27 protein-coding genes and 1 tRNA gene are annotated in these 25,280 nt (G+C 69.7%); 19 read left to right on the forward strand and 9 right to left on the reverse strand.

Annotation, left to right across the window (positions count from 1 at the left end):
• Positions 1 to 728: 728 nt before the first annotated feature.
• From OG504_RS20000 to OG504_RS20020, 5 genes are all read right to left on the reverse strand, one after another.
• The gene (locus OG504_RS20000; protein WP_405991034.1) at positions 729 to 1,841 is read right to left on the reverse strand and encodes an SDR family oxidoreductase; all 1,113 of its coding nucleotides are present in this window, start codon (positions 1,839 to 1,841) and stop codon (positions 729 to 731) included.
• Positions 1,842 to 2,286: 445 nt separating this feature from the next.
• Complete coding sequence (locus tag OG504_RS20005) at positions 2,287 to 3,417, reverse strand: acyl-CoA dehydrogenase (RefSeq protein ID WP_405991035.1); 1,131 nt, start codon at positions 3,415 to 3,417, stop codon at positions 2,287 to 2,289.
• A gap of 516 nt (positions 3,418 to 3,933) precedes the next feature.
• Complete coding sequence (locus tag OG504_RS20010) at positions 3,934 to 4,905, reverse strand: bifunctional lysylphosphatidylglycerol flippase/synthetase MprF (protein ID WP_405991036.1); 972 nt, start codon at positions 4,903 to 4,905, stop codon at positions 3,934 to 3,936.
• Positions 4,889 to 5,383 (reverse strand): hypothetical protein, encoded by a 495-nt coding sequence (locus tag OG504_RS20015; RefSeq protein WP_405991037.1) that lies wholly within the window; start codon positions 5,381 to 5,383, stop codon positions 4,889 to 4,891. Before OG504_RS20015 ends, OG504_RS20010 begins: the two co-directional genes overlap by 17 nt.
• A 122-nt stretch (positions 5,384 to 5,505) precedes the next feature.
• The gene (locus tag OG504_RS20020; protein WP_405991038.1) at positions 5,506 to 6,924 is read right to left on the reverse strand and encodes an ATP-binding protein; all 1,419 of its coding nucleotides are present in this window, start codon (positions 6,922 to 6,924) and stop codon (positions 5,506 to 5,508) included.
• Positions 6,925 to 7,321: 397 nt separating this feature from the next.
• On the opposite strand from OG504_RS20020, the gene OG504_RS20025 reads away from it, so the two are divergent.
• From OG504_RS20025 to OG504_RS20045, 5 genes are all read left to right on the forward strand, one after another.
• Positions 7,322 to 8,566 (forward strand): helix-turn-helix domain-containing protein, encoded by a 1,245-nt coding sequence (locus OG504_RS20025; protein ID WP_405991039.1) that lies wholly within the window; start codon positions 7,322 to 7,324, stop codon positions 8,564 to 8,566.
• 287 nt (positions 8,567 to 8,853) lie between these two features.
• On the forward strand, positions 8,854 to 9,648 hold the full coding sequence (locus OG504_RS20030; RefSeq protein ID WP_405991040.1) for a TIR domain-containing protein: 795 nt from the start codon (positions 8,854 to 8,856) through the stop codon (positions 9,646 to 9,648).
• Entirely contained in the window at positions 9,645 to 11,627 is a 1,983-nt protein-coding gene (locus tag OG504_RS20035) for a hypothetical protein (RefSeq protein WP_405991041.1), read from the forward strand. Before OG504_RS20030 ends, OG504_RS20035 begins: the two co-directional genes overlap by 4 nt.
• Positions 11,624 to 12,976 (forward strand): hypothetical protein, encoded by a 1,353-nt coding sequence (locus OG504_RS20040; RefSeq protein ID WP_405991042.1) that lies wholly within the window; start codon positions 11,624 to 11,626, stop codon positions 12,974 to 12,976. Before OG504_RS20035 ends, OG504_RS20040 begins: the two co-directional genes overlap by 4 nt.
• Before the next feature lie 833 nt (positions 12,977 to 13,809).
• Positions 13,810 to 15,048 (forward strand): MFS transporter, encoded by a 1,239-nt coding sequence (locus OG504_RS20045; RefSeq protein ID WP_405991043.1) that lies wholly within the window; start codon positions 13,810 to 13,812, stop codon positions 15,046 to 15,048.
• 301 nt (positions 15,049 to 15,349) lie between these two features.
• Here OG504_RS20045 and OG504_RS20050 read toward each other — a convergent pair whose 3' ends face one another.
• Together OG504_RS20050 and OG504_RS20055 are read right to left on the reverse strand one after the other, a co-directional pair.
• Positions 15,350 to 16,111: a DeoR/GlpR family DNA-binding transcription regulator gene (locus OG504_RS20050; protein ID WP_405991044.1), complete on the reverse strand. Its 762-nt coding sequence runs from the start codon at positions 16,109 to 16,111 to the stop codon at positions 15,350 to 15,352.
• A 283-nt stretch (positions 16,112 to 16,394) separates the two neighbouring features.
• On the reverse strand, positions 16,395 to 16,730 hold the full coding sequence (locus tag OG504_RS20055) for a hypothetical protein (protein ID WP_405991045.1): 336 nt from the start codon (positions 16,728 to 16,730) through the stop codon (positions 16,395 to 16,397).
• Positions 16,731 to 16,896: 166 nt separating this feature from the next.
• Here OG504_RS20055 and OG504_RS20060 point away from each other — a divergent pair, with 166 nt between their 5' ends.
• The 4 genes from OG504_RS20060 to OG504_RS20075 all read left to right on the forward strand — a co-directional run bounded on the left by OG504_RS20060 (position 16,897) and on the right by OG504_RS20075 (position 19,845).
• The gene (locus OG504_RS20060) at positions 16,897 to 17,808 is read left to right on the forward strand and encodes a hypothetical protein (protein WP_405991046.1); all 912 of its coding nucleotides are present in this window, start codon (positions 16,897 to 16,899) and stop codon (positions 17,806 to 17,808) included.
• 29 nt (positions 17,809 to 17,837) lie between these two features.
• Positions 17,838 to 18,149 (forward strand): hypothetical protein, encoded by a 312-nt coding sequence (locus tag OG504_RS20065; protein ID WP_405991047.1) that lies wholly within the window; start codon positions 17,838 to 17,840, stop codon positions 18,147 to 18,149.
• Positions 18,150 to 18,685: 536 nt separating this feature from the next.
• Positions 18,686 to 18,758, forward strand: a tRNA-Arg gene (locus tag OG504_RS20070).
• Between the two features lie 112 nt (positions 18,759 to 18,870).
• Positions 18,871 to 19,845, forward strand: a complete 975-nt coding sequence (locus OG504_RS20075) for a tyrosine-type recombinase/integrase (RefSeq protein ID WP_405991048.1) — start codon at positions 18,871 to 18,873, stop codon at positions 19,843 to 19,845.
• Positions 19,846 to 19,920: 75 nt separating this feature from the next.
• Here OG504_RS20075 and OG504_RS20080 read toward each other — a convergent pair whose 3' ends face one another.
• Positions 19,921 to 20,106, reverse strand: coding sequence for a hypothetical protein (locus tag OG504_RS20080; protein ID WP_405991049.1), 186 nt, complete (start codon positions 20,104 to 20,106; stop codon positions 19,921 to 19,923).
• A gap of 197 nt (positions 20,107 to 20,303) precedes the next feature.
• Positions 20,304 to 20,624, reverse strand: a complete 321-nt coding sequence (locus OG504_RS20085; protein ID WP_405991050.1) for a hypothetical protein — start codon at positions 20,622 to 20,624, stop codon at positions 20,304 to 20,306.
• 313 nt (positions 20,625 to 20,937) lie between these two features.
• On the opposite strand from OG504_RS20085, the gene OG504_RS20090 reads away from it, so the two are divergent.
• The 10 genes from OG504_RS20090 to OG504_RS20135 all read left to right on the forward strand — a co-directional run bounded on the left by OG504_RS20090 (position 20,938) and on the right by OG504_RS20135 (position 25,280).
• Positions 20,938 to 21,318 carry a helix-turn-helix domain-containing protein gene (locus tag OG504_RS20090; protein ID WP_405991051.1) on the forward strand — a complete coding sequence of 127 codons (381 nt, stop codon included), beginning with the start codon at positions 20,938 to 20,940 and terminating at the stop codon, positions 21,316 to 21,318.
• 28 nt (positions 21,319 to 21,346) lie between these two features.
• Positions 21,347 to 21,547: a hypothetical protein gene (locus tag OG504_RS20095; protein ID WP_405991052.1), complete on the forward strand. Its 201-nt coding sequence runs from the start codon at positions 21,347 to 21,349 to the stop codon at positions 21,545 to 21,547.
• Between the two features lie 96 nt (positions 21,548 to 21,643).
• Positions 21,644 to 21,997 carry a hypothetical protein gene (locus OG504_RS20100; protein ID WP_405991053.1) on the forward strand — a complete coding sequence of 118 codons (354 nt, stop codon included), beginning with the start codon at positions 21,644 to 21,646 and terminating at the stop codon, positions 21,995 to 21,997.
• Positions 21,994 to 22,497, forward strand: coding sequence for a hypothetical protein (locus OG504_RS20105; RefSeq protein ID WP_405991054.1), 504 nt, complete (start codon positions 21,994 to 21,996; stop codon positions 22,495 to 22,497). Before OG504_RS20100 ends, OG504_RS20105 begins: the two co-directional genes overlap by 4 nt.
• A 76-nt stretch (positions 22,498 to 22,573) precedes the next feature.
• A complete protein-coding gene (locus OG504_RS20110; RefSeq protein ID WP_405991055.1) occupies positions 22,574 to 22,969 on the forward strand; it encodes a hypothetical protein in 396 nt (131 codons plus the stop codon).
• Positions 22,966 to 23,442 carry a hypothetical protein gene (locus OG504_RS20115; RefSeq protein WP_405991056.1) on the forward strand — a complete coding sequence of 159 codons (477 nt, stop codon included), beginning with the start codon at positions 22,966 to 22,968 and terminating at the stop codon, positions 23,440 to 23,442. The genes OG504_RS20110 and OG504_RS20115 overlap by 4 nt, the downstream gene beginning before the upstream one ends.
• Positions 23,439 to 23,711 (forward strand): hypothetical protein, encoded by a 273-nt coding sequence (locus OG504_RS20120; RefSeq protein ID WP_405991057.1) that lies wholly within the window; start codon positions 23,439 to 23,441, stop codon positions 23,709 to 23,711. The genes OG504_RS20115 and OG504_RS20120 overlap by 4 nt, the downstream gene beginning before the upstream one ends.
• Positions 23,708 to 24,136, forward strand: coding sequence for a hypothetical protein (locus OG504_RS20125; RefSeq protein ID WP_405991058.1), 429 nt, complete (start codon positions 23,708 to 23,710; stop codon positions 24,134 to 24,136). Before OG504_RS20120 ends, OG504_RS20125 begins: the two co-directional genes overlap by 4 nt.
• The gene (locus OG504_RS20130; protein WP_405991059.1) at positions 24,133 to 24,456 is read left to right on the forward strand and encodes a hypothetical protein; all 324 of its coding nucleotides are present in this window, start codon (positions 24,133 to 24,135) and stop codon (positions 24,454 to 24,456) included. Before OG504_RS20125 ends, OG504_RS20130 begins: the two co-directional genes overlap by 4 nt.
• Positions 24,453 to 25,280, forward strand: coding sequence for a hypothetical protein (locus tag OG504_RS20135; protein ID WP_405991060.1), 828 nt, complete (start codon positions 24,453 to 24,455; stop codon positions 25,278 to 25,280). Before OG504_RS20130 ends, OG504_RS20135 begins: the two co-directional genes overlap by 4 nt.

The raw sequence follows: 25,280 nt of genomic DNA on the forward strand, positions 1-25,280 counted from the left end.
GGCCGCCCCCGCGGGGGTGGGAGCGGCTGTCTCTACGGCGGCGGGAGCAGCCACCCCGGCGGACGCGTGAGCAGGCACCTCCACAGCGGCGTGAGCCGCCACCCCGGGCGTGGCCACTACTGCGGTGACCGACGCGACCTCCTCCACGGCGGTGGACGCGGCCACTCCTGCGGGGGTGGGAGCAACCGTCTCTACGCCGGCGGGCGCGGTCACCTCCATGGCAGTGGACGCGGCCACTCCTACGGGGGCGGGAGCAGCCATCTCTACGCCGGCGGGCGCGGTCACCTCCATGGCAGTGGACGCGGCTACCCCTGCAGGGGCGGGAGCAGGCACCGCCACGGGGGCGGGAGCGGCCACCTCCACTCCGGCGGGCGCGGTCACCTCCATGGCAGTGGACGCGGCTACCCCTGCAGGGGCGGGAGCAGGCATCGCCACGGGGGCGGGAGCGGCCACCTCTACGCCGGCGGGCGCAGTTACCTCCATGGCAGTGGACGCGGCCACTCCTACAGGGGCGGGAGCAGGCATCGCCACGGGGGCGGGAGCGGCCACCTCCACTCCGGCAGGTGCGTTCACCCCTACAGGGCCGGGAGCAGCCACCTCTACGCCAGCGGGCGCGGCCGCACTTACGGGGGCGGACTCTGCCACCCTTACGGGCGCGGGAGCGGTCATCTCCAGGGGGTCGTGAGCCGCCACCCCTGACGGGGCGTGAGTCGCCACCTCCAGCGCGGTCATGACGCCAGCTCCGCCGGGGTCTGGGCCGTCCGGGGCCGCCGTAGGCCTCCTCGGCCGGTGGCCCAGCACTCCACGTTGCGCGCCAGCGCCGAACGGATCGCGGCGCGGGTGGGGGCCGCACCGCAGTGCGGTGTTCCCAGGTCGGAGGCGAAGGGCAACTCCCGTTGGAAGACCAGCAGCAGCTCCGCGTAGTCCTGGAGCCGGCGCCGCACCAGCGCGGGGAAGGACGGTCCCTCCAGCAACGGCAGCAGCAGCCGGTGCACCGCTTCGACGGGGATCAGCCGCGGCGGGTGCGGGCGTTCACCGTGCTGTCCGGCGAACTCCAGGCAGATGTCCACGACCTCCCGCTGCAGGATGGCCTCGCGTCCGGCGGTCAGCCAGTACTCGCCCTGGGCGACACCGGATCTGACCAGGTCGCCCACCGCGCGGGCCACCACGTCCTGCGGCACCATGTCGATCCTCGTCCCGGGCGAGCCCGGAAGCACCGGGACCTGCCCCTTGACGATCCCTCCCAGCGCCCGGGTCAAACCCTGCACCCGGGCGATCCGGCCGGTGGACGAGTCACCCATGACCAGCGACGGACGCAGGATGACCCCGGGCACCTCGGCCGACCGTACGGCCTCCTCGGCGGCCGTCTTGGAGGCGAGGTACGCGGCCGCCCCGGGAAAGCGCTCCCGCTCCTCGGCCGCGAGCGGGTTCGCCACGAAGGCGGTGCTCATGTAGAAGAACGGGGCGTCGGCGCGGGCCGCGAGGTCGAGCATCGACCGGGTGCCGTCCAGGTTGGTGCGCCAGATGTCGGCCGGGGGCAACCGCCAGTTGGTGGCCGCGGCGGAGTGCACGACCACGTCCAACTCGGCTGCGAGGTCCAGCCGTTGGGCGGCGGAGAGCCCCAGACCGGGGGCGCACAGGTCCGCCGTCATCTCCCGTACCCGGGGGTCGTCCAGGGGTGCCCGGTGGCGCAGGCAGATCAGGTCGTAGTCGTCGCAGAGCTCGTCGATCAGGGCCTGGCCGAGTACTCCGGCGGCGCCGGTGAGCAGCAGGGTGGGGCGTTGACTTCGAGGACGGGACGAGCGGGACGGACGGGACGGACCGGTGGGTTCTGGCGGCATGGTTCGGAAACTCCCATCGGGTGGGGGGTGTTGGGGTGGGACTCGGTTGGTGGAGACGTGCGGGGTCGTGCCCGGGGCCAGAGTCGAGGTCGGGGCTGGGTCGGGTCTGAGTCGTGCCCAGGGTCGGAGTCGGGACCGGGATCGAGGTCGAGGTCGCGATCGGGACCAGGACAGGGGTCTGGATCAGGGGCGCGATCGGGACCGGGGTCTGGATCAGGGTCGGGATCAGGGTCGGGATCGGGGTCTGGATCAGGGCCGGGATCGGGGTCGAGGTCGAGGTCGCGATCGGGACCAGGCCAGGGGTCTGGATCAGGGGCGCGATCGGGACCGGGGTCGGGATCGGGGTCTGGATCAGGGCCGGGATCGGGGTCGAGGTCGAGGTCGCGATCAGGGGCGGGATCGAAGTCGCAGGCAGGACCGGGGGCGGAGGCGGTACCGGGACCGGTCAGGCGACGGTGAGCGGCCCGTCGGCCAGGTGGGCCGCCAGCGGGCCGGTCATCCTGGACCGGGCGGGCGGGTGCAGCGAGAGCCCGTTGGCGCAGGCCGCGAGGTGTCCGACCTCGTCCGAGCTCATGAAGTTGAGGCCGCCGAGCAGTTCCACCGCCCGGGGAACGATGCGGGCCAGGGCGTCCTGGACGCAGTACCGCACGTACAGCGAGTCGGCGAGCGTCGACTCGTCCGGGCAGCCCTCGTCGAGCCGCCGGGCAATACCCTCCGCCGCGGCCATCGCGCCCTCGGCCTCCACCAGCAGCCGGACCCGCTCGGACTCGGGCACCCGTTCATTGCGCAGTACCCGCTCCACCAGCGCACTGGCGACCCCGAGATAACTCCCTGTCATCAGCAGCTCGAACCAGACCAGTCCCGCGGTCTGCAGTTCGTCCAGACGCCCGTCCGAGCACGAGGTCCGCAGCAGCAGCTCCGGCGGTACGAGCACATCCGTGAGGGTGACCTGATCGCTCTCCGCCCCCGACAGGAAGGAACTGGACCAGAACCCGCTGACGCTCACGCCCTCGCTCTCGGCGGGCACCAGCGCCACCGCCAACTCCTCGCGCGCTCCCCGTTCACCGGGTACCAGGACACTGGCGGTGAGCAGATCCATGGACCGGGCGAGACTGCACGGACGCTTCACCCCACTGATCCGCACCCCGTCGGGCCCCACCGTGGCGGTCATCGACGGCGAGAGAATGCCGGCGCCCGGCCGCCCCTCGGCGAACCCGGAGGCCACCAGGCGATTGCCGGAGGCCACGCCTTCTACGAGCATCCACTCCAGTCCCTCGCCGTCGGTGACCAGGCCGACCAGGGTGGCCATGGAGAAGTGATGCATCGTGGTGGCCACCGCCAGGGACGGCGACCTGCTGCCCAACGCACGCTGCACCCGCAGGGCGTCCAACGCGCTGGCCCCCTTCCCCTTACAGGACACCGGCACCACGAGCCCGGGCCCGCCACTGTCGCGGAAGAGCCCGATACCGGGACTGCGCGGACTCTCCAACTCCATGAGCGACACCGCCCGCAGACTCTCGTCGAGCCCCGGCAGCAACTTCGTCAGTACGGCGCGTTCGCGCTCCAGAAACCTCATGTGCTCCCCTGCTCCGGGACGACCCGGTCCAGCTGAACCCCGTCCGGCGGACGGGAATGACGGGTGGTGGGATTGACGGGATGGCGGGACTGGCGGGATGGCGGGAATGGCGGATTGACGGGAATGGTCGGACAGGCGGGAACGGTCGGATGCGCGGGGCCGATCTGACCGGCGGAACCAGCGGGACTGGCGGGGCCAATCGGGCCGGCGGGACTGGTAGGTCGACGGGAGTAGTCGGACGAGCGGGGCTGATCAGACACGTCGGACCGGCAGGATCGCGGGACTGGTCGGACGAGCGGCACTGGCCGGACACGCGGAACCGGCGGGATGACAGGACCGACCGGACGAGCGGGACTGCGGGATGACAGGACTGGTCGGACAGCCGGACTGATCGGACGGCAGGACTGGCGGAACTGGCAGGACTGGCGGAACTGGCAGGACTGGCGGAACTGATCGGGCAGCGGAACCAGCAGCACCGATCGGGCAACGGAACCGGCAGCACCGATCGCCCAGCCCCTACACCGCCCGCGTGGCCCGCAACAGCTGCCACACCGCCGCAAGCCCAGGCCGTCCCTGAAAGGCGATGTACTCGGGCAGCACCACATGGGGCGCCCATTTCCGCTTGTACTCGAGCTGCGCCGCAGCCGGATAGATCCGCTCACCGTGCTGGGCGAGCAACCGCACGCAGCGCGTGAACGTACGGCTCGCACACGGCAGTTCGTGCTCGTCGGAGAGACCGGTGAAGGGCGTGAAACCGAAGTGCAGCCAGCCCGCGCCGTCGGCCGACATCCGCTCCATCGCGGTCGCGTTCAGCGCCTCCATCACCCCGGGCGGAGCGTCCGGGGACCGCCGGCTGAGGTCGTGCAACCAGCCCGGCCGACTACCGAACACCGGCGAGTAGCTGATATATCCGACGGCCACCCCGCCGATCCGCCCCACGAACAACCGCCGGTGCCGCTGAGCCAGCCCGGTCCGCTCCCCCACCAGGAACCGCAGCTCCTTGGCACCGCCCTTGCCCCGCAACCAGGCCCGGTCGATCAGATCCAGCTCGTTCTGCACCTCGTCGTCGGCCACGGAGGGCGCCTCGACCACCTCGAGACCGGCACGCCGGGCCCTGGATATCTTGTTCCGCAGCCGTACGAAGGACGATCCCCGCAGCGTGAACCGGCCCAGGTCGACCGCGTACGACGCCCCGAGCTGATTCACCGTGAACCCGTGCGTCCCGTACAACTCGGCGTCCGCCCGCTGCAGTTGTACGGCCACCAGCCGCCGCGGCCGGGCCTGCGCCGCGAAGGCGTCCAGCAGATCCGCCCGCTGCTCCTCCGCCGCGAAGGGCCCCGCGAACTGCAGCAGGTGACGCCCCGACCGGCGATAGACGCAGGTGCCGTCGAACCGTGGATCCCGGAAGTACTCATTACCCTGATTGAGGGCGAGAAAAGAACTCGGATTGTCACTGTGCCGGACCAGGGTCTCAAAGACGGACGGCATCCGCACCCCTCCTGGACTCATCGGAATTCCCCCCGGCGGAATTCGAGTACGCCCGCTCGAATTCACCGTACGCCGGATGCTGATGCGGTTCGAAAAGCACCCCGAACGGCTTGAGCGAATTCCCGAACAGGGCACGGTCCCCCAGCAGATGCAGGGGAAGAGCGAGCAGCGCCCACTCCGGCTCCACCAGCACCGCCCACACCCCGGCGACGACACCTGCGGTCACCAGGCTGTGCATGGTGTTGTACGCCACGAAGTACCAGCGCGAGATCCACCCGCCCCGACTCCTCCGGAATGCCAAGGCACCGGGGACGTAACCGATGACATCGATGACGACGAAGAGGCCGATGAACACCCCCCACCGAATCTCCGAAAAATGCCGCACGGCAAGCACGGCACATACGACCAGACCACCCAGCCATTCCATGCGCAGCAGCAGGAAGGTGACTCTCGTCTCGAATCTGTTTTTTGCGTCCATGTACCCTCCGCCCTTCACCCTTGTTTACGGGGGAAGCGACGGAAACCCTCACAGGAAAACAAATACAGAATTAATAACTTTTACGATAACCCCATGAGTGTGCTGCCCCTGCCATCCGCCACTCACAGCGGCCAGGCGGTCAGCAGATCGCCAGGGCCGTATGTGGCGTCAAGCCCCGGACAGTCGACTCCACTGCGCGAAACCGCCACGACTGGAACAGGTTCGCCCGTGAGGGCGGCCCGGTGCCGATGGAGAGCGGCCAAGTCGTGCCGGTCGAAGGGCGACTGCTCCAGCCACTTGATGGAGCCCACGAAGAGCAGTTCCTTGGCGATGGGGGCACGGTCCGCCCCGACGATGTCGATCTCGACGTCGTTGGTGCGGGTCCAGTAGCCGCCGACTGCGGGGGCTGCGGGGAGCCGGTCGTCGGGCAGTATCCGCGACAGGGCTTCGCGGACAAGAGGCTCGACCGCACGGCCTCGCCAACTGGTCCAGTTCTCCCGGATGCGCGCCAAGGTGAGATCGCCCCGCCCCCGCTCGATCTCCTCCATGGACGGGCCGAGCAGGTGCAGCCAGAACCGCAGGTAGGGATCTGTCACCCGGTAGCGGCGATCCTTCGACGAACGCAGCGACACGGGCAGCTCCGCGGCGACGATCCGCTTCTCCGTCAGCAGTTCCAGCGCTCGTTGCAGCGGCGTGGCCCCGATCCCACCGGCGGCACGGGCGATGTTGGTGAAGGTCCGCTCGCCACTGCCGATGGCCGCCAGCACCGTGCGCGCCTGAGCCTGCGGGGGAAATTCGGCAGCCAGCGAACGCTCGGCCGACACCAGCAAGGCCGAGACCGGGTCGCCCAGCACCTCACCGAGGAAGTCCCACAGCCCTGCACCCCGCGGCCACTCCGCACAGATCAGCGGCAGTCCGCCTGTGACAAGCGCGGCGTCGAAGGCTTCCGCCGGTTCCAGCCCGAGCATCTGGCCCACCTCGGCGGGGTTGAGCGGCCCCAACACCATCTCCCGGCCGCGCTGATGGAAGGGCCGTCCGTAACTGTTCAGTGCCTCCATCATCGACAGATCGGAGCCGATGAGGACCAGCAGCACCGGCTTGGTCTCCAGTACTCGATCCCATGCCCGTTGCAACATCCCCTCGAAGGCGCCATCGGCATCCATCAGGTACGGCACTTCGTCGATGACCAGCACACTCGCTCTGTCTGCAGGCAGCGCCGCGGCCAGCACATCGAACGCGGCGTCCCAGCTCTCCGGCCGTGCGGCTGCCACAAGTCCCGCCATCGGCAGCGTCGATGCCTGGGCGTCCCGGGCGAGCCGGGCGAGATCGCCTCGAAGGGACGCGCCGGTCGCCGCATAAAACAAGAACGGGGCTCCGGAGCGCTCCGCGAACCGCTCGACCAGCCGGGACTTGCCCACACGGCGCCGCCCACGCAACATCACGCACCGCCCGGGCCGCTCCCCGCCCATCCCTGCCGCCACCTTCTGCAGCTCTCGCTCCAGCGTCGCCAGCTCCTGACGCCGGCCTACAAAATCCACCACGTCGGCCAGCCTCCACGCTCGACACTAACGACAACGTTACTAACGTAGACGTTAGTAACTGGTCTCGCCAGTCGTCGCGCCGCACCACTGCAGCGTGATCGGCAGAACCTCACCCCCTCTGCCTTTCCGATCACTTGATCCCGATCCTGATCGACTCCAGCCACGGCGTGGAACAGACGGAGCTCAACGAAGAGTGTGAAGAGGCAACGGGCAACCCCGCCGAACCCTGAATCTTGAAGCGCACCTCGTGCCAAACTCGTTCTCGGATGCGAAGCGAGACGGCTCCGTCACGACGGGTGTTCGCCGCCGGTCTTCGCGTCGGCCAGTGAACGTCGAACGAAAGTTCCGCGTGAGAGCACACGGCTCTCACGGTCACTGTTCAAGGGGGAGGTTAGTGATGAGCACAATTCCACGTTTCGGCCCGGAACTCCGTCGTTTGCGACAGGAAGCGGGGCTGACCCTGACCGAGTTCTCCGTGGCGCTCAACTACGACAAGGGGTACCTCAGCAAGGTCGAGCGCGGGGAGCGTTCCGCGTCCCCTGAACTGGCCCGGCGGTGCGACGCCTTCCTCGGCGCGAGTGGTGAGCTGCAGCGCCTGACCATCCGTATCGAGACCGACCCGGACACCACCGAAGCCCCCGCTGGCCCGAGCCTCTGGCACGTCGGGCGCCGTGCGGTCATCGCGGCGGGTACGGGGGCGCTGATCGACCTCGGCCTGAATCTCGGCGGTCAGGCGGGCTCTGCCGCCGGCTCCCTCCTCCCCTCCTTCCTCGCGCAGTTCGACCAGTTGCGAAAGCTCGGCCAGTCCACCGCACCGAAGACCCTGCTCCCTCTGCTGGAGACGCAGACGCGCATGGTCGCCGGGCTGGCCGCCGACGCATCGTCCGCCACTCGGGCGCCCACGCTCCTGCTCGCGTCACGGTTCGCGGAGTTCACCGGATGGATGGCCCAGGAGGCCGGAGACAGTGGCGCGGCGCTCGGCTGGACCGGTGAAGCCGCCGAACTGGCGCGCGCCGGGGGCGATTCGCACCTCGGTTGCTACGCGCTCGTGCGCCGCGCCCTGGTCACGCTCTACGACGGGGACGCCGCAGGCACGGTCGCTCTGGCCCGCCGGGCCCAGAGCGACGAACTCCCGCCGCGCATCCGGGGACTCGCCGCCCAGCGGGAGGCTCAAGGACACGCGCTCGTCGGCGAGGCACGCGACTGCCTGCGCAGCCTCGACAGGGCACAGGAGCTGCTCGACAGCGACGACGCCCGCAGCGGCGCCGAGCCCGTGATCGGCACCACCCACGTGAGCGATCCGGCAGCGATGACGACCGGCTGGTGCCTGTACGACCTCGGCCGCCCCAAGGCCGCCGCCGAAGTCCTCGACCGGGAGTGCCGACGCCTCCCGCAACACGCGTTGCGCGCCCGCGCCCGGTACGGCTTCCGCAGGTCCTTGGCCCACGCCGCCTCCGGAGAGGTCGAGCACGCGTGCACGATCGCCGGGGAACTCCTGGGGGTGATGCCGGCCGTACCGTCGGCGACGGTGAACAGTGACATCCGGCGTCTGGCACGGGAGCTCTCCCGGTTCCGTAGCAGCCGGGCCGTGCGCGACCTGCAACCGACGCTGGCACGGGTGCTCGCCCCCACGCACGACTGACACCGGCTCCAGCCGCCTGGCTCGCCGGACTACCCGGCCCTTCCGGCCCTTCGGATCCCGCGATCCTCGGCCGGCCCCTCTGATCCCCGTCCGACGCGTAGCACCACGCCATCGGCCTCTTCGGGCTGCCCGCGACCAGTGACGCTCCGGGTGGCGTGCCTTCATCCGTGCGCCCTCCCGCGGACGCGCCATGCCGTCGCACGGTCGGGACTCCAGGGCCCGGGCTGACCGCGGCCCCCGCACCAGTACCCGTTCACTCCTGTCTTCCCCTCACGAAGGGAACCCTCATGCCCGACATCTTCGTCAACTACCGCACAGGCGACGAGGAATCCGCAGCCACCATGATCGCTCGGGAGCTCATCCGACGGTTCGGCCGCGAGCGGATCTTCTTCGCCAGCGACTCGATCGAGCCGGGACACCGTTTCCCGGTGGAACTGGTCAGGGCGGTGGAGGAGTGCGAGGCGCTCCTCGCCGTGATCGGCCCACGCTGGACGGAGGTGCGGGGAGCCGACGGCCGCCCTGCCCTCGAAGCCGAGCAGGACTGGACGCGTCGTGAGATCCAGACCGCGCTGGAACGCGGAATCCTGGTGATCCCCGTGCTCATCGGCAAGGCCACACGGATCGACCACGCCGTCCTCCCGGAGGATCTGCGGGAGCTGGCGGACTGCCAGTACAGGCGCTTCGACCACCGCAACGCCGAGACGGACATGACGGCGCTCGGTGACGCCCTCACGCGGCTGCTGCCCGAGCTGGGCGCGGTGGACCGCGACGCCCGTGCGGCGCGGGAGCGGACGGAGGCGAAGTCCCCCGAGGAGTCCGCCCGGGACGCCGCGCCCAGCAGGATGCGGGCGCGCGACGTCGACCAGCGGGTGCGCGGCGGCATCGGAAACCTCAACGGAGACCTGTCGGGCACCTTCGTCAACGAGCCGCAGGGACCCGTGAACACCGGTCGGGGACACCAGTACAACGCGCCTCATTTCCAGGGTGACAACACCGGGGTCCAGTTCACGGCCGGCGACAACAGCGGCACGGTCCACCAGCGCTTCGAGCGCGAGCGCCGCCGCTCGGACGACGGACGATGACCGAACAGGACCGCGTCACCGTCAGCGATCCGCGCGGCCCGGTGAACAACGGCGAGGGGCACCAGTACGTCTTCTACGGCGTCGGCCCGGACTGGATGATCCGCAAAGGGGTCGAGTCGCTCCGGATCGCCCGCGAGGACCGGATGCGTCTCGCCGACCGGTTCGTTCCGCCGCGGGGTTTCCGCTTCGCCGCCGACCGACTGGAGAAGCCCGGATCGGTGGTGCTGCTGGCGGCTCCGCCCGGCACCGGCCGCCGTGCCGCGGCGGTCATGCTGCTGCATGGGCTCGGTGAGGACGGGGGCGCCGACGAGGAAGGAGTCCGGTTCGAGGAGTTTCCCGCCACGGACAAGGACGAGAGCCCGCTCACCCCCAGTGAGGGGGACCGCTTCCTCCTCGACCTGTCCGGGCTCGTCGACGAAGAGGCGTACGCCAAGGCCCAGCGCCGCCTGGCCGTACGCCGGTCACAGGTCCAGGAGGCGGGGGCCCACATGGTCGTCGTCCTGCCGTCGGGCCTCGAGCACGCCCACCCGCCGGACCTCGAACCGCACACGGTGATGCTGGGGCGCCCCCGGGGCCTCGCCGTCGTCACCCGGTACCTCCGCATGGACCGGATGTCCTTCCGCCCCTCGGACCTGGGGAGCCCCGACCTCCAGCGCCTGTACGACCGCTCCCCCATGCGGGAACTGGCGCGGCTCGCGGGGCTGGTGAGGGCCGCTCGCGACAGCGGCCGGTTCGGCGCCGACTTCGCGGGATGGCTCGACCAGGCGATGCACGCGGTGACCGACCGTGCCAGTGAGGTGGGCCAGCAGGTGGCCGCTGTCACCACCGCGCCCGAGCGGGCGCTGTTGCTCGCGACGGCGGTGTTCGAGGAGACCCCCGCCGACACCGTCTACGAGGCGTGGCACGGCCTGATGAGAACGGTGCGGCACGAGGAGGAAACGACGACGGAGCTCGCACGGACAGGTTTCGGGGAGCGGCTGGCAGCGCTTGGGGTCGAACGGGCCCCGGACGGACGGCTTCGCTTCGAACGGCTGGCCTACGCCGACGCCGTACGGACGTACTTCTGGGCGAACTTCCCCGGGGTGCGTGACGACCTCAGGGACTGGATCGGTCATGCCGCCGGGCTGCGCGGTCTGACCACGGACGACCGGGTGAACGTCGTCGTCCGCTTCGGCGAACGGTCGCTGGCCGTCGGGCGGCCCGACCACCTCTTCGACCTCGTGGTGCGCTGGGCGGACCGCGCGACCGGGGCGTCCCACGACCCGCGAGCCGTCGCGGCCCTCGAACTCGGCCTCAGCCACGAGAGGTTCGGGGGATGGTTCCGCAAGCGGATGTACGACTGCGCGAGGTCCGGCCCTGTGTCGGAGGGTCTCGTCCGTGTCCTGACCGCCGCGTGCCTCCAGAGCCTCTGCGCGACCCACCCTGATCAGGCGATGGTGCGGCTCCACCACCTCGCCGTACGGAAGGGGGAGGCGGCGCGCGGGGCTCGGGAGGCGCTTCTCGACCTCGCCGGCCGCGACCGGCGGCTCTACCGGCTGCTGATCGACCGCGTGCGGGACCGGACTCGTCGGGAGCCGCGCGAGGCCGAGCCCCATCTCCGGCTGCTCACAGAACTGTTGAGCAGCGACCGGGCACCGGACCCGCCGCCGTGGCCGGACCTGTTCCTCGGCTGGGAGACGGTTCTCTCCCAGCCGCCGACGGAGCTCTGGAACCCGCTGGTGAGCAGTTGGCTGGACACCGTGGCGGGCGACAGTTCACGGGAGATGGCACTGGAGGTGCTGGTCGGGGCGACCCACGGCCGCACGCCCGCACTCCACCGCCTCTACGCCATCGCCTACGACTGGTCGGGGCCCGCGCGCCACCCTTCCCGGGCGGCCGTCGCCGCTCTCTTCTGGCAGCACATCGACCACGCGCAGTACGCCCGCTCGGAGAGTACGGAGCGTTCGGGCGCCGGACCACGGACCACGGAAGAGGCATGATGAAACACCGCTTTCCCAGCCTGCTGTTCGTCACTCTCTGCGGCCTCGCACCGGCTGTGCTCGGAAACCTCCTGAACTGGCCGACGTTGCTGTGGGGCTTCATGTCCATGGTCACGGCCTCGGGTTCGCTGCTGCTCGTGATGACGGTCCTCAGCGGTGGCCGTGCGTCGGCCGATCCGTACGGACCCGGGGATCCGGAGCCCCCCGCGGCGCCGACGGAGCTGCCGTACCAGGAGACGCGGGTGGTCGACGCGACACTGCCGAGCGCGGCGGACGGCTACGACTTCCTCTTCTCCGCCACCGTGTGGTGGAGGCCGGCCCCCGACCAAACCCACCCGGCCGGCGGCGCCTGCCCGGGCCTCGCCGTGTCCTCCGTCGTCAGCCGGGCCACGGAGGTCGTCCACCGCGAGGTGCCCAGCCGGGTGAACTTCGCGCGATTTCTCCTGGAGGGGGAACTGGGCGTCCCGCTCCTCGACCGGAGCGGACGGGTGACGGCCCAGGCAGCCGACGTGACGCTGACCCTCACACCCGCCGACCGCGAGCGCCTGCGGAAGTTGAACGACCTCCGCAAGGACGAGGAGGTCTGGGAGTACGAGCGTCAGCACGAGCGCAACAAACGGCGCTACCTCGGCGACGACGTGCTCAAGAGCGCGGGCAGCGCGGTGGTGTGGTGGCTGGCCCGCCACGAGAACGAGATCGAGAAGGCGGTCGACATGATCGGCCCGCTCGCCCAGATCGCGGCAGCGGCCAACGACGACGAGGTGCCCGAGCTCTTCCGCCACCTGCTCGTCCCGCCCATGTACGCCCGGAGCGAGCCGACCGCCGGGAACCCGCTGTGGAACGGGCCCGGCCTAGGAGGAGGGACCTTCGACCGCGAGGAGGAGGTGAGGGTCTCGGATCGGCTGCTCCTGTTGCTGGATGCGGTGGGCCTGAAACCGGGCATGGACGGATACACGGTGTTCGTCCACCGCGTGGTGCGGGACCTGGAGGCGGAAGGCCTGACCGAGGCCGCCGAGGAGATCAGGCGGACCCTCCTCCCGACGTCCGATGAGGACGACGCCGAGGAACCGGAGAACGGACCTTCCGGCTGGGGAAGCACCACGGGACCCTGGTCACCGGGCTTCGCCGCCCCCGAGGACGCACCGTTCTCGGGGGCGGGCGCGGACCCGGATACCGACACGGGCGCAGGCACGTTCACGCCGGAGGCGGCGGACGGAAGCGCAGACGAACGGAACCATGGCCGGCAGGAGACCGGCGCCGACGACCTGACACCTCCTTACTTCTGGGACACCTCGCACAGCCCGCACCGGCCCGCCGCACCTCGCGCACAGGACGAGGACGGAAGCTGATCCGGTAGGCGATCGACTCCCCGAGGCTCCCCTTCACCGCAGACGCCGACAAGACCACTGCGCTTGCGTCGCAGCCAGGACGCCGCCGACTGTAGATCGGCGAGTCGGCCCGCCTGCACGATGGGCAGCGGAAAGCTCGTGGTGCAGGTCGTACACGTCAGGATCACCCCACCGCTCACGGCACCTGGGCACTACTGACGTCGAGTCAGAATATCCAGCACCGATCCAGCACGGGATCGACGAAGGGTCCGGGCTCACGAGACTCCGGACCCTTCTGACCTGCATGTTCGCTTCATCGGCGGCGAGGTGCTGATTCATCCGCTCACACGTTGAAACGGAATCGGGGGCTCCGCCCCTGGCACATGCAGACCAGACGCCCCGCTGCTCACCCTTACGCGGCTTGCGTACTGGCATCCGCGTTGTCTCCGTCGAGGACCGCATGGAGTTCTACAGGGCCGCCCGGCAGCGATACACGCAGCCGCCTCGGCCGCAGCCAGGAGACGATATTCCACCCTGCTCACCGAGCGCCCAGCCGAGCAAGGCATCCATCACCAGTCCGCCCGCTCCAGCGAGCGTTGAGGCAACGCCCAGGCTCGTTGCGGACCCCGAGTCAGTCCGAGTGAGAACCAGATTGGTCCGACGTTGACGTACGGAGCCTCCACGGCTGCTACTTCCTCGTCCGTGAGCCGGAGGGCGAGCGCGTGGGCCGGACCGCTCTACCTAAGCGCACACCATTACTGATCCGATGGCGGCCTTGCGAACACTATTGATGTTCTAAATGTTCGAAGCTACGGTGTGTGACGTCTTACGCCTGATCTCTCGGGGGACCCGCCTTGTCACCTGTACCGGCCGCCGACGTCGCGCCCGCCCCTTCCGCGTTGCGCTCGGTGTGGGGCTCGCCGCTGTACCGCGGGGCGACCGTCGCACTGTTCCTGTCCGGGCTCGGGACCTCGGCCGCCGCCCCGCAGATCACCCTGTTCCTGGTCGATGACCTGCACGTCTCGCTGACCACAGCGGGCCTTTACTACCTCACGAGCATCACCGCCCCGGTCGCCGGTTACCTCATCGGCGCCCGCTCGGACCGGACCGGAAGACGGCTCGGGCTGTTCCGGCTGTGCGCCGTGGCCGGGTTCCTCGGCTGGTGTGCCATGGCTCTGGCAGATCAGGCGTGGATGCCGTTCGTGATCAGTGCCGTGGTCCTGGCGTTCGCAGGCGGTGCCGGGTCGCAGCTGTTCGCCGCGGTCCACGACGACCTGCAGGCCACTGCCAGCCCGGTCGGGGACGGAGTCGTCTCGGTCGTGCGCATGGCGCTGACGGCCGGGTGGATCGTCGGCCCGGTCGCGGGCTCGCTGCTGGCCACGGCAGCGGGCCCGCGTGCGATGCTCGTGGCGACCGGACTGTGCACCCTGGCGCAGATCCTCCCGATGGGCCTCGCGGGCGCCCGCTCGACCCCACTGGGCGCGCAGGCCGCAGACGTATCCCAGGCGTCGACCGAGCGGCGCGTCGGGGTGCGGGGCATGCTGCCCCTGCTCGCTTTCACCGGACTGTACGTGCTCGTCTACGCGGGAGAGCCGATCAAGTACGGCTACCTGACGATCTACATGCACGACGACCTGCGCCTGCCGACGGCGGTCAGCGGCGCCGTCATCGGCATCCAGCCCTTGATCGAGCTGGTCCTGATGCCGGTGGCGGTGGTCGTCGCCCGCCGGACCGGGATGATGCGCCTGATGGTCCTCGGCGCCGCGTTCGGCGCCGGCGCGAACCTGTGCTTCGCGCTCACCGGCGGCGCGGCGGGCATGTTCGCCGGCCAGGTCCTCATGGGCGGGGTATGGGGGGTGTTCGCCGGCCTGGGCATCATCGTCGCCCAGCGCCTGCTGCCCGAGGCCGTCGCGACCGCCTCGGCCGTCTTCATGAGCTCGACCGCGATCGCCAGCGCCCTGGGCGGACTGACCGGCGGTCTCGGCGTGGCCGTGCTGGGACTGCCGCACGTGTTCCTCGCACCGGCTCTGTACGGCCTGGTGGCGACGGCCGGCATCGCCGTCATGAGCCGCTCCCGGCACACCGTGGGCTGACGTCGCCGACGGGCGACTCACGGTCGGCGACCATGAGACACAGCGTCGGCATCGAGGCTTCCACCGCGGGCGTGGCGCGTACGGGTGCCGACCGCAGACGCTGTCGCGGCAGGGGCTGGCGGTCGGCACGTCGCCGAGGGGCCCCGGGCTCGGAGACGAAGCCGACTTCCCCAGCCGCACCCGCCTGTTCACACCTGGGCGCTGGACCCGCACCCCGCATCTTGGACGACAGCGCACCGCCGTCGCCGAGGTTGCGGCCCGGCTTCCCAGCAACGCGGTGGCCCGGGGACGCTGATCGCCGTCAGACAGTCTTGACGACAGTGCCGACTCTTTCCAGCGCTGCTACTTCGTCGGCGGGCGCCGTGCTGTCGGTGACGAGGGTGTGGACGAGTGCGGAGGGGCCGACGTAGGCGTGGGCGGTGCGGCCGAGCTTGCTGCCGTCGGCGGCGGCGATGATGCGGCGCGTGGAGGCGATGATCGCCTTCTTCACCGCCGCGTCGTCGAGATCGTAGGCGGTCAGGCCCTCGGCAGCGCTCAGGCCGCAGCAGCCGACGATCGCGGTGTCGAAGCGCAGCGCCGCCAGGGAGGCGAGTGCGAGGGGGCCGGTCAGGGCACCCTCGGCGGCGCGGGGCCGTCCGCCCGGCACCATCAACGTGGTCGGGCCGGGAGCGTCGCTGAGTACGTGAATGGCCTGCAGCGACAGAGGCATCACGGTGATGTGCCGTCCACGCAGCAGGCGGGCCACCTCCAGGCAGGTGGTGCCGCTGTCGAGCAGGACGGTCTCGCCGTCGGCGATGAGCCGGGACACCTCGGACGCGATCAGGCGCTTCTCGTCGGCCGCCTCGTGGGCGCGCAGCGCGAAGGGCGGTTCCTCGCCTCTGAGCAGCAGGGTGCGCGCGCCGCCGCGGACGCGCTGGAGGGCACCCTGCGCGGCCAGTGTGTCCAGGTCACGCCGGATGGTCATCTCCGAGGCGCCGGTCAGTTCGGCGAGTTCCGGGACCGTCGCACTGCCCGACTCCCTGACGGCCTGGGCGATCAGCCGGTGCCGGTCTGCGTTGCTCATGCCGCGATTGAACACCACCCGGAAAGAACATCAAAACCGTGCGAATCTGCGCATTTCAAACACAATGACCGTTCGTGATGACAGTTCACATGGACAGCTCACACCACCCCGCCCGTGTGGCGACCTTCGTCGACTTCGTCCTCGCCAGCACCCTGATGGGCTGTGACCGGCGCAGGTCCCCGCCGTCGAGCGAGCGTGAACGCGGCGACGACACACGGGCCCCCAAACGGGGGAGAGCACGGAGATGAGACCCCGGCGCACAGCAGACTCCACCGCCGGACCCTCAATTGGAGACCCGGCGTCCCCTCCAGACCAGAAGCGCCTCGCCCACGAGCGCGAGGATCACCAGCACTGCACAGCATCCGAAACCCAGCAGCCCGGCCGCGACCACGTAGAGCGAACCCGGGTCCGTGCACGCCCAACTGGACGAGCAGTCGACGGTCCCCGGGTCCGCCGGCGGCCCCATCGCGAGCCAGCCGATGACGACGCAGAGCACGGAGACGACGGCCGCGCCGGACAGCAGGAACCACCGGACCCGACGGGCGCCCCACCACGACAGGATCCATCCCACGACGATCACCGCCGGCAGGACGAACACGTAACCGGGGACTATGTCCACTGTGAATCTCCCCGCGACATCGAGGTGAGGCCGGTCTGCCGCTGGGAACGATCCGAAGATCACCCGTCGGCAGGTCCTGGCTCTTGGAGGTCTGACACTGGGCGTCGCCACCATCACCGTCGCCGGTCTGGGCGGACCGGCGTGGGCCGATTCCGCGGCCTCGGACGTGGTGCTGGTGCCGGTCGGCGCGAGCCCGGTCGCGGTCCTTCCCGGCGTCGGTGTCCAACCGGCGGCGTTCCCCAGACAGTTGGCCGTACAGATCCAGCACGCAGGCGCGGATCTTCCGGCCGGGACCGAGGTGACCGTCACCTACGACCCTCGGCTCTACTCGCCGCTGCCCGCCGCAGTGGCCACCGTCGACGACCGCCGGCTGCGCACGACGAGCACGATCACCACCGACCCCAGGACGACACTGGCGACCTGCACGGTCACCCTGGCCGAAACCGTCGCCGCGGGCAGTGATCCGGTGGTCGTCGTGGGAACCGCCTACCCCGTGCTCTATCCGCACGATCTCGTCGTCGGGCCCGCGGACTCGACCGCCGCCGTGAGCCGGAAGAACGCGAAGGCGAGCGGTCGACGGAGCCTCCAGCCGCACCGGCCGAGCACGTTCGGCGGCGTCGCCACACCATGGGGCCTTGAGGTCAGCGGTGTCTGGGGCCGCCACGAGTGGGGGAACGGAAAGCGGTGGTACTACTATCCGGTGCAGGTCACGGTGCAAAGCATCGGACCGGGCCCCGCCCCCGCAACCGCGTCCTTCTCCGTGGCGCTGGATCCCCAGATCGTGAGCGACGTCAAAGTCGCCGACGCCCGGCTCAATCACACAGCGCACGACGCCGGTGTACGACTCCTTTCGCGTACCCGGACCAGGTCGCTGTTCGAAACCAAGTGGAGCACAACGGTGAAGCTCAAGTCCGGTGACCGGCTCGATCTGAGCCTGGAGGTGACGACACGGAAGCCGGCGGGTGATCTGCCGACCATCAAGCACCCCTTGATAGGACTGATCGACACGGGCAACCACGTCACCCAACGGCAGACCGGCCGGAACTCGATGTCACGGACCGATGCCGTGTGGCAATAGTCAGTGGATACGTGTGGATCCTGCCGGCGATGACCATCGTCGGCTGGATTCTGTCGTGGTGGGGAACTCGGCGGATCCGGTGGTGCCTGCTGTCCGCCGCGACCGTCATATCGGTGGCCTGCCTCCTCATCGGGTACCACGAGAAGGGACCGCAGATCAGCCCCGGAACCGTCGGCTGCTCACCGGCCCTGGAGTGCATGGACTGGCGTGGGATCTATTGGCTGGAGGCCGGACTGATCGGCTTCGTATGCTGCCTGGCGTTGCTGATCGTGACCACCGTGGCCGAAATAGCGCTCTGGTTCGATCGTCGGGGGACGGCCTCCGCGGAATCACCCGGCTGACGTGATGACCGAGGCACGGTGCCACCGCGCCGACCGCGACGGCACGGCGGAGGTGCGCTCGTCTCCGTCCAGCAGCGGGCCGGGCTCGACAGAGCCCGGCCCTTTCCGAAGCGCACGCTTGACCCAATGGCTCACATGCAGAGAACGAACGATCACACCTTGAAGCGGAACTCCACCACAAGGCTTTGACCTGCGGAAATGCGGGCACATCCCAGCACCATCCCAGCACGGGATGCGCGACAAAGTACAAGAAGGCCGAAGATCGCCAACGCTACCCGGAAGCGCCCGCACATGCGTGAAGTCTGCGGAACTTCTACGAGCGCCACATCAGGCTCGTGCCACCGCACCGAACCTCGCAGAGCAGCACAGCGCTCGCGCTCACTCGCGGTCTCCCCGGACGCCAGCGGCCAGCTCCGACGCCTGGCCGCCGTCCAGAATGCACGTCCAGACCTCGGGGCCGGCGTGAGCGTCCACAGATCCCGTATACCCCCGGTTTGGCGGGGCATAGTCAGAAGCTTCCGCGCTGTCGCAGGTCAGCCCGCATAGCTCAGCAAGTGGAGCAGGCGCCTTCTAAGCGCTTGGCCGCAGGTTCGAGTCCTGCCGGGGGCGCAAACACCCTCTGACCAGCGGAAACGCTGGTCTTTTTCATTTCCCGATCTATGCACATCGCTTTCGGGCCAAGCGCCTTGACTGTCCACGATCGTGGGCACATCGTATTCTCATGGCAGATGAGCGCTACAACATCGGGCCCATGGCTGCCTCATGGCTGCGTGCCCTCAAGTCGGAGAACAAGAGCGATAACACGATCCGGATCTACGGGAACGCGACGAGACAGTTCGCCGAGTTCCTGCTCGACCAGGACGAGGGTTATCGGCCCGTCGCGGACGACGAGGGCAAGCCCGGCCGGCCCGCCCCGACCGACCTCGACGAGGTGCACCGCGAGCACGTGCAGGCGTACATCGCCGCCACGATCAAGCGCACCTCGGCGTCGAACGCGCACCAGCATTTCAGGGCGCTGAAAACCTTCTTCAACTGGCTACTTGACGAGGAAGAGATCGACCGAACCCCCATGCGGACGATGAAGCCACCGACGGTCACCGAGACCGAGGTGCCCGTCGTCTCCGACACCGATCTCGTGAAGCTGTTCAAGGCGTGCAAGGGCCGGACATACGCCGACCGGCGAGACACGGCGATCCTTCTGCTGTTCCTCGACACGGGGGTGCGGCTGTCCGAACTGACCGACCGCAAGGTCGCCGACCTCGACCTCGACTTGATGGTGCTGCGCGTCCTCGGCAAAAAGGACAAGTGGCGGTCGGTGCCGTTCGGCCGCACGGCCGCGACCGCCCTCGACCGGTACTTGCGGGCGGCCGCGAAGCACAAGGGCAAGGCTCTCGAAGAGGACATGTGGCTGTGGTGGGGCGACCGCGGGCAGAAGATGCACCGGTTCACCATCTGGGGCGTGGGGACCATGCTCAAGCGGCGGTGCGCCGAGGCCGAGATCGACCCGATCCACCCTCACCAATTCCGGCACACGTTCGCGCACCTGTGGAAGGTGAACGGGGGGAACGAGGACGACCTGATGCGCATCACCGGGTGGAGTTCGCGGCAGATGCTATCTCGCTACGCGGCGTCGGCCGGCGCCGAGCGCGCCCGCGCCGCTCACGCTCGCCTCAGCCCGGCCGACAGGATCGCCTGAACAACAACTGCGCCCCGGTGCCCGGCTCGTTGACGAGCCGGCTACCGGGGCGTACGCGTGCAGCCGGGTGGGGGGTTACGGCTCTCGCTGCACGGAGAGATTCCCGACGAGCTGCGGCATGCCTAGGCACAGAAGTGCGAGCGCCGAAGCCTCGTCGATCTGTTGGGGATCGTGAGCGAGCCGGACGTATCTCCCGAAGTCCCGATACATCATCGGCACACCTCGGTCGAGTTCGACCTGCTCCACTCGCACATCTGTCACGTGACCCCCTGTTCCCGCCGGTCGATTGAGTGCAGCACTAATCGAACCGGCGTTCGACACGCGCGAGGTTCGATCACTCTACGACGAGGCGGGGTCTAAACACAGGGCGTTTCACCTGACACGGTGTGTGATCTCGTCACCAAGAGGCGACAGGCTAAACGCGACTTCACTGAAGCATCACCCGATCGAGTGACCGCTTACTGTTCGGCGTCCCATCGCTCTGCTATCGCCTGCGCCTTATCGGTCGATCCGTCCGCCTCTCCGTCCGGACCGATCATGCGGAGCAGTACGGCCGGCGCCCCGCTCGCCAACTCGACCTCGGTGTACCCGATCACTTGCAGGTGCGCCGCAGCCGCGACGATCGCGCGGTCGATCCCGAGTCCGACGGCGAGCGCGCCGACGAGTTGAGGAGTGACGTCGTACCCCTGGTCGCCGATGATCTTCGCGACGAGGCTCTTACTCGGCGACCATTCGGTGTCCGGGTCCACAGCAGCGGCCGCGAACTCTCGTGTGGACATGCGCCGTCCTCCGCCGACATGCGCCTTCACGAGTTCCGTGAGCGCGTTGCGCTGCTCTGGCATCCCTCCGCCTCTCCAGCCTCATGAGTCCACGCCCAAAACCGGGCGAACAATCAAATTCGCAGGTCAGGGCCTACAACCATTTCGATCTGCGAGACATTGTCCACGATCGGGGGCAGTCATGGGGGCTCCGGGGGCATGCTCGACCGATTCTTAACTCCCCCATAAGGTGCCCACGATCGTGGACACCGTTCGAACGATGTGCTGTACTGGGGCCGTCCACGATCGTGGGCAGCAAAACGGAGGCGCATCCATGACCCATGCCCGGTTCCATCTGACCAGCAATCACCTGCTGCGAGGACTGATGACCTGGGCGCCGGGCGGCGGCTCGCTGGATATCCGGAAGCTCGCCGACGCCGTCGGCGTCTCGAAGAGCAAGATCGGCGCACTGCTGTCGGGGGAACGTCCTTCGGTCACAAAGGACGTTGCCGACCGCATATGCGAAGTGCTCGACGTACGTCGGGACGCTCTTTTTTACGACCCGATGCCCACGCCCATGGGCATGGGCACTCATCCTGAGGAAGAGGCAGAACGACGTGAACACGAGCGAGCGGTCGCAGCAGATGAGGTTCGCGGCTCACATGAGTTGGGCGAACACCTCGAACAGGTCGGCTCGTACCGCCGCCGCTCGTAGGGCGTCGCATCACACGCGGTTCGTCGACATGGCGCGGGAGAAGCACCCCGACGCGACCGAGCAGCAGATCGCACAGATCGCCGAGTCGCTGCGCAGCGCGCATTACACCGCGCTCGCCCTCAAGTCGGCGGCCGCCCGCCGCGCCAAGAGCGAGGCCACGAAGGCGGAGAAGCGGGCCGAGGCGCAGCAGCACCTCGCGAGCTACCGCCCCGGCGCGGCCGCCGCCTGACAGACCCCGGACGCGAGTCGGGGCCGCCCGGACCGGCATCCGGAACGACCCCTGTCGGCTCGCTCCCCACTCAACACAGAAAGCGAGGCACGTGCCTTGAGCGCACAGGTTATCCCCCTGCATACGGCGGAGGCGCCGACGGTCGACGCCCGACTCACTGCGGTCGAGACGGCAATCGACTACCTGATGTTGCCGACCGTGCGGCCGCCGCTGGTCCGCGAGGACGGCGTACACGTCGTCGTCGCCGACGGCGGGCAGTTCGCCGCGTGGGTGTTCGCCCTCGGCGGCGACGTGAACCGCGCGCCCGCCCTCGACGGGGCGTCGCTGTGGACGCTGCGCGCCGAGACGCCCGCCCGCGCCGACGGCTCGACCGTCCGGATCCTCGTACATGTCGCGCTCGTTCACGACGAGTTCGTGCCCTCGGCGTTCCGAGGGTCGGTGTCGGCATGACGAACACCACCGTCGAACGCGCCGCTCGCACGATCGCCGCCGCCATCGTGCACGGCAAGACGACCGATCCCGCCCTCGAAGCGGCGCGGGCGCTCGACGACCTGCGGCTGCTCGCCCCGTCCACCGATCCGTTCTCGACGCCCGGCAGGAATCGGCCCGCGCCGAGCCCGGCCGCCACGGCTGCCCTCGACCAGTGCCGCCGAGCCCGGCAGGCGGCCGACACCGCACGGGCGCAGACCGACGGCATGCCGGGCGAGCCCGACGTGTCGGCGGCCGGCGGCGAGGTGACGTTCGTCGTCCACCCGAGGTCGCTCACCGACTGGAAGCAGTGGATGCACGCGCTCGGCATCGGCGACGCCCGAGGCGACTCGACGGGCGCCTCGATGGTCGTGCGCTGCACGTACGGCGGTGTCCGTGCCCGCCTCATCGGCGTCGGTGTGCCCGCCATGTACGGCGAGCTGCACGGCCGCCTCGATCGCCGGACGGCGGCCCGCCCGTGATCGAGAACGCGCTCGTCGCTGTCGGGCTGCTGATCGTCGCCGTCGTCCTGATCGCTGCCTCGTCTGGGGGTTCCCAATGACCAAGACCAACACGCCCGTTGACGGGCCGTACCGCATCACGACCGAGCCGATTCCCACGGGCGTAACGCTCGACGTCGAGCCGTTCGTGCAGTGCGTCGTGACCGACGTCGTCGAGGCGCTACTCACCGACCGGTTCCTCGACCGGTTCGACGGGCTCGTCGACATGCAGGGGCGTGACCCGCACCTGATCGAGCGCCCCAGCGACCTCCCGTTCGAGGGGCTCGTCGACGACCTCGTCGCCGAGGTGCGCACGAAACTGCCGGTCTACGGCCGGCAGTGCACGAACCTCGCCGAGCGGCTACTCACACTGCAGTTCGCCGGACAGGTGCGGTCGCTCGCCGACCGCCGTGCGGCCGCCGCGCAGCGTGCCGAGGGGGGTGCGGCGGCGTGAAGCAGACGCACCGCGATGAGTGGCGCGTCATGGTCACTCTCAAGCCGCGCCGCCCCGCCGACCTCGGGCTCGCCGGGCTCGACGACCTCGCCGAGTTCGTCGCCACGAGCGGGCCGATCACGGTCGCCGTGCTGCCGCGCCGCCTCGGCAACTTCGGGTTCCTGTCCGTGAGTGACAGCCTCGCGAGCCGCGACGTCGAGGGCGACTACCGGCGCCGCTGCGACGAGATCGCGGCCGACCTGCGGCGGCGCCCGCAGGTCGACGAGGTCACCGTCGCCTGCACCGAGACACACACGTGCTCGTACTGCCGGCTGCGGTGGGAGGTGCTGACCGCCGACGAGGCGGCGGACGACTCGACGAACCAAGACACGCACAGCGTCGAGGGCGAGCCCGTGTGCTGTGGGCCGGCGATCGCCGAGTTCCGTACCGAGCGGGGCATTCCGCAGCTCGCCGGGGCGGGTGAAGCAGCGTGAGCGCCCTCGATGACGCCCGCCGTGCGGCGGCCGAGTTCCTGCGCGGAACGACCGGGAGCGATCGGCCCGAGTGGCGTGCGACGTTCGTTGGCTTCGCCGCCGAGCCGAACGCGATCGGGCCCGTGTGCACCGACGAGGACCACATCGAGTCGGAAGACCCGTCGGCGTTCGGCTGCTGCCCCGAGCCGATCATCGCGGTCGAATCGTCCCTCGTCGACTACCTGGTCGAGCTGTTGAACGCCGACCGCGGGGCGGGTGAGTCGGCATGAGCGCCCGCGACAAGTTGTACGAGTACGCCGATGGGGCGCACCTCGGCGGCGAGTACCTCGACGAGTTGCTCGGTCGGGTCGAGGCCGAGGCGGTCGCCCGCGTCATGGGGCGTCCGGTGAACGGGACTCTCGTACAGGCACGGGCCGCTGTCGGGCACCTCTGTGAGGTCGAGGCCGGCGAGCGACACCCGATGTGGCGGGTCATCATCACCGACAGCGAGTCGCCGACCGGGTTCGCCCCGGTGTGCACCGCCGACGGCGACGACGACGAGCACGTGATCGTCGACGGCCCCGGCGGCCCGACCCGTGACGAGACCGGCGTCTATGACTGCTGCCCGTCACTGCAGGTCGAGACATACTCGCCGACTCTCGCCGCCTACGTCGTCGAGTTGCTGAACGCCGACACCGAGACGAGGTCGGCATGAGCGCCCGCGACGAGGTGCACGCCGCGCTCGTACGGGTCGGTTACGGGGCGCCTGCGGCCGACCGGCTGCTCGACCAGGTCGAGGGCGACGCCCTCGCGCGTGAGAAGGACACCCGCGGCGAATCGCCGCAACAGGGCGAGTCCACTCACCGGCACCCGCGCCCGTGCGAGTTCCCGACGACACTGCCCTGCACGTGCCCGAGCCCGTCGGCGCTGTCTGACGCGTCGTTCGTGCGTGCACGGCGCCGAGCCCGCATCGCCGCGTTCTTCCACAGTGCCCGCGACGGTCGCGCCGACGTGTGGGTGGGGGCGGTCCGATGACCGATCCGAAGTGGGCGCACAACACCGAGCGGGGCCGGTATTACACCGATCCCGACGGCGGGCCGGACCTGATCAGCGTCACGAACGCGCTCGGCAGCATCGCGAAACCGGCGCTCGTGCCGTGGGCGGCCGGCCTGACCGCCGACGCCGTCATCGCCGACCCGATCACGACCGCTCGCCGGGCGCGCGTCGAGCCGACCGCCCTGCGGCGCGAACTCGTCGCGGTGGCACGGGAGTACAGCGAGCGAGCGGCCGACCTCGGTACGCGTGTGCATCTGCGGGCCGTCGCGCTCGTGCTGAACACGCCGTTCCCGTACGACCCCGAGGTCGAGCCGTACGCGGTGCAGCTCGCCGCGTGGTTCCGGCTGTGGCGCGTCGACTTCGAGCACGACGTCGAGGCGGTCGAGACGACCGTGATGAACCGGAAGCGCGGTTACGCCGGTACGGGCGATCTGTGGCTGTGGCTGCCGACCGGCCGGTTCCGTAGGCGGCAGCTCTGGCTCATCGACTACAAGACGAGCACGAAGAAGCCAGCGAGCACGGTCTATGACGATCAGCCGCTGCAGCTCGCCGCCCTGCGGCACGCCCCCGAGTGGCTGCTGCCGGACGACAGCAGCGAGCCGGCGCCGCGGGTGCACCGTACGGCGCTGCTGAACCTGCGGCCGCGCAGTCGCCGGTTCATCGAAGTGCCGTCCGGACGGGCGCAGTTCCGGGCGTTCCTCGGCGCCCTCGAAACCTCCCGCTATCTGCACGACGCCCCGAGCGCGTACCCGGCGATCGACCCGCCGTGGGCGCCGGGCGCATCCAACCGAAAGGCAGCGTGA

The organism is Streptomyces sp. NBC_00986 (assembly GCF_045162565.1).
In the GTDB taxonomy this organism is placed as follows: Bacteria; Actinomycetota; Actinomycetes; order Streptomycetales; family Streptomycetaceae; genus Streptomyces.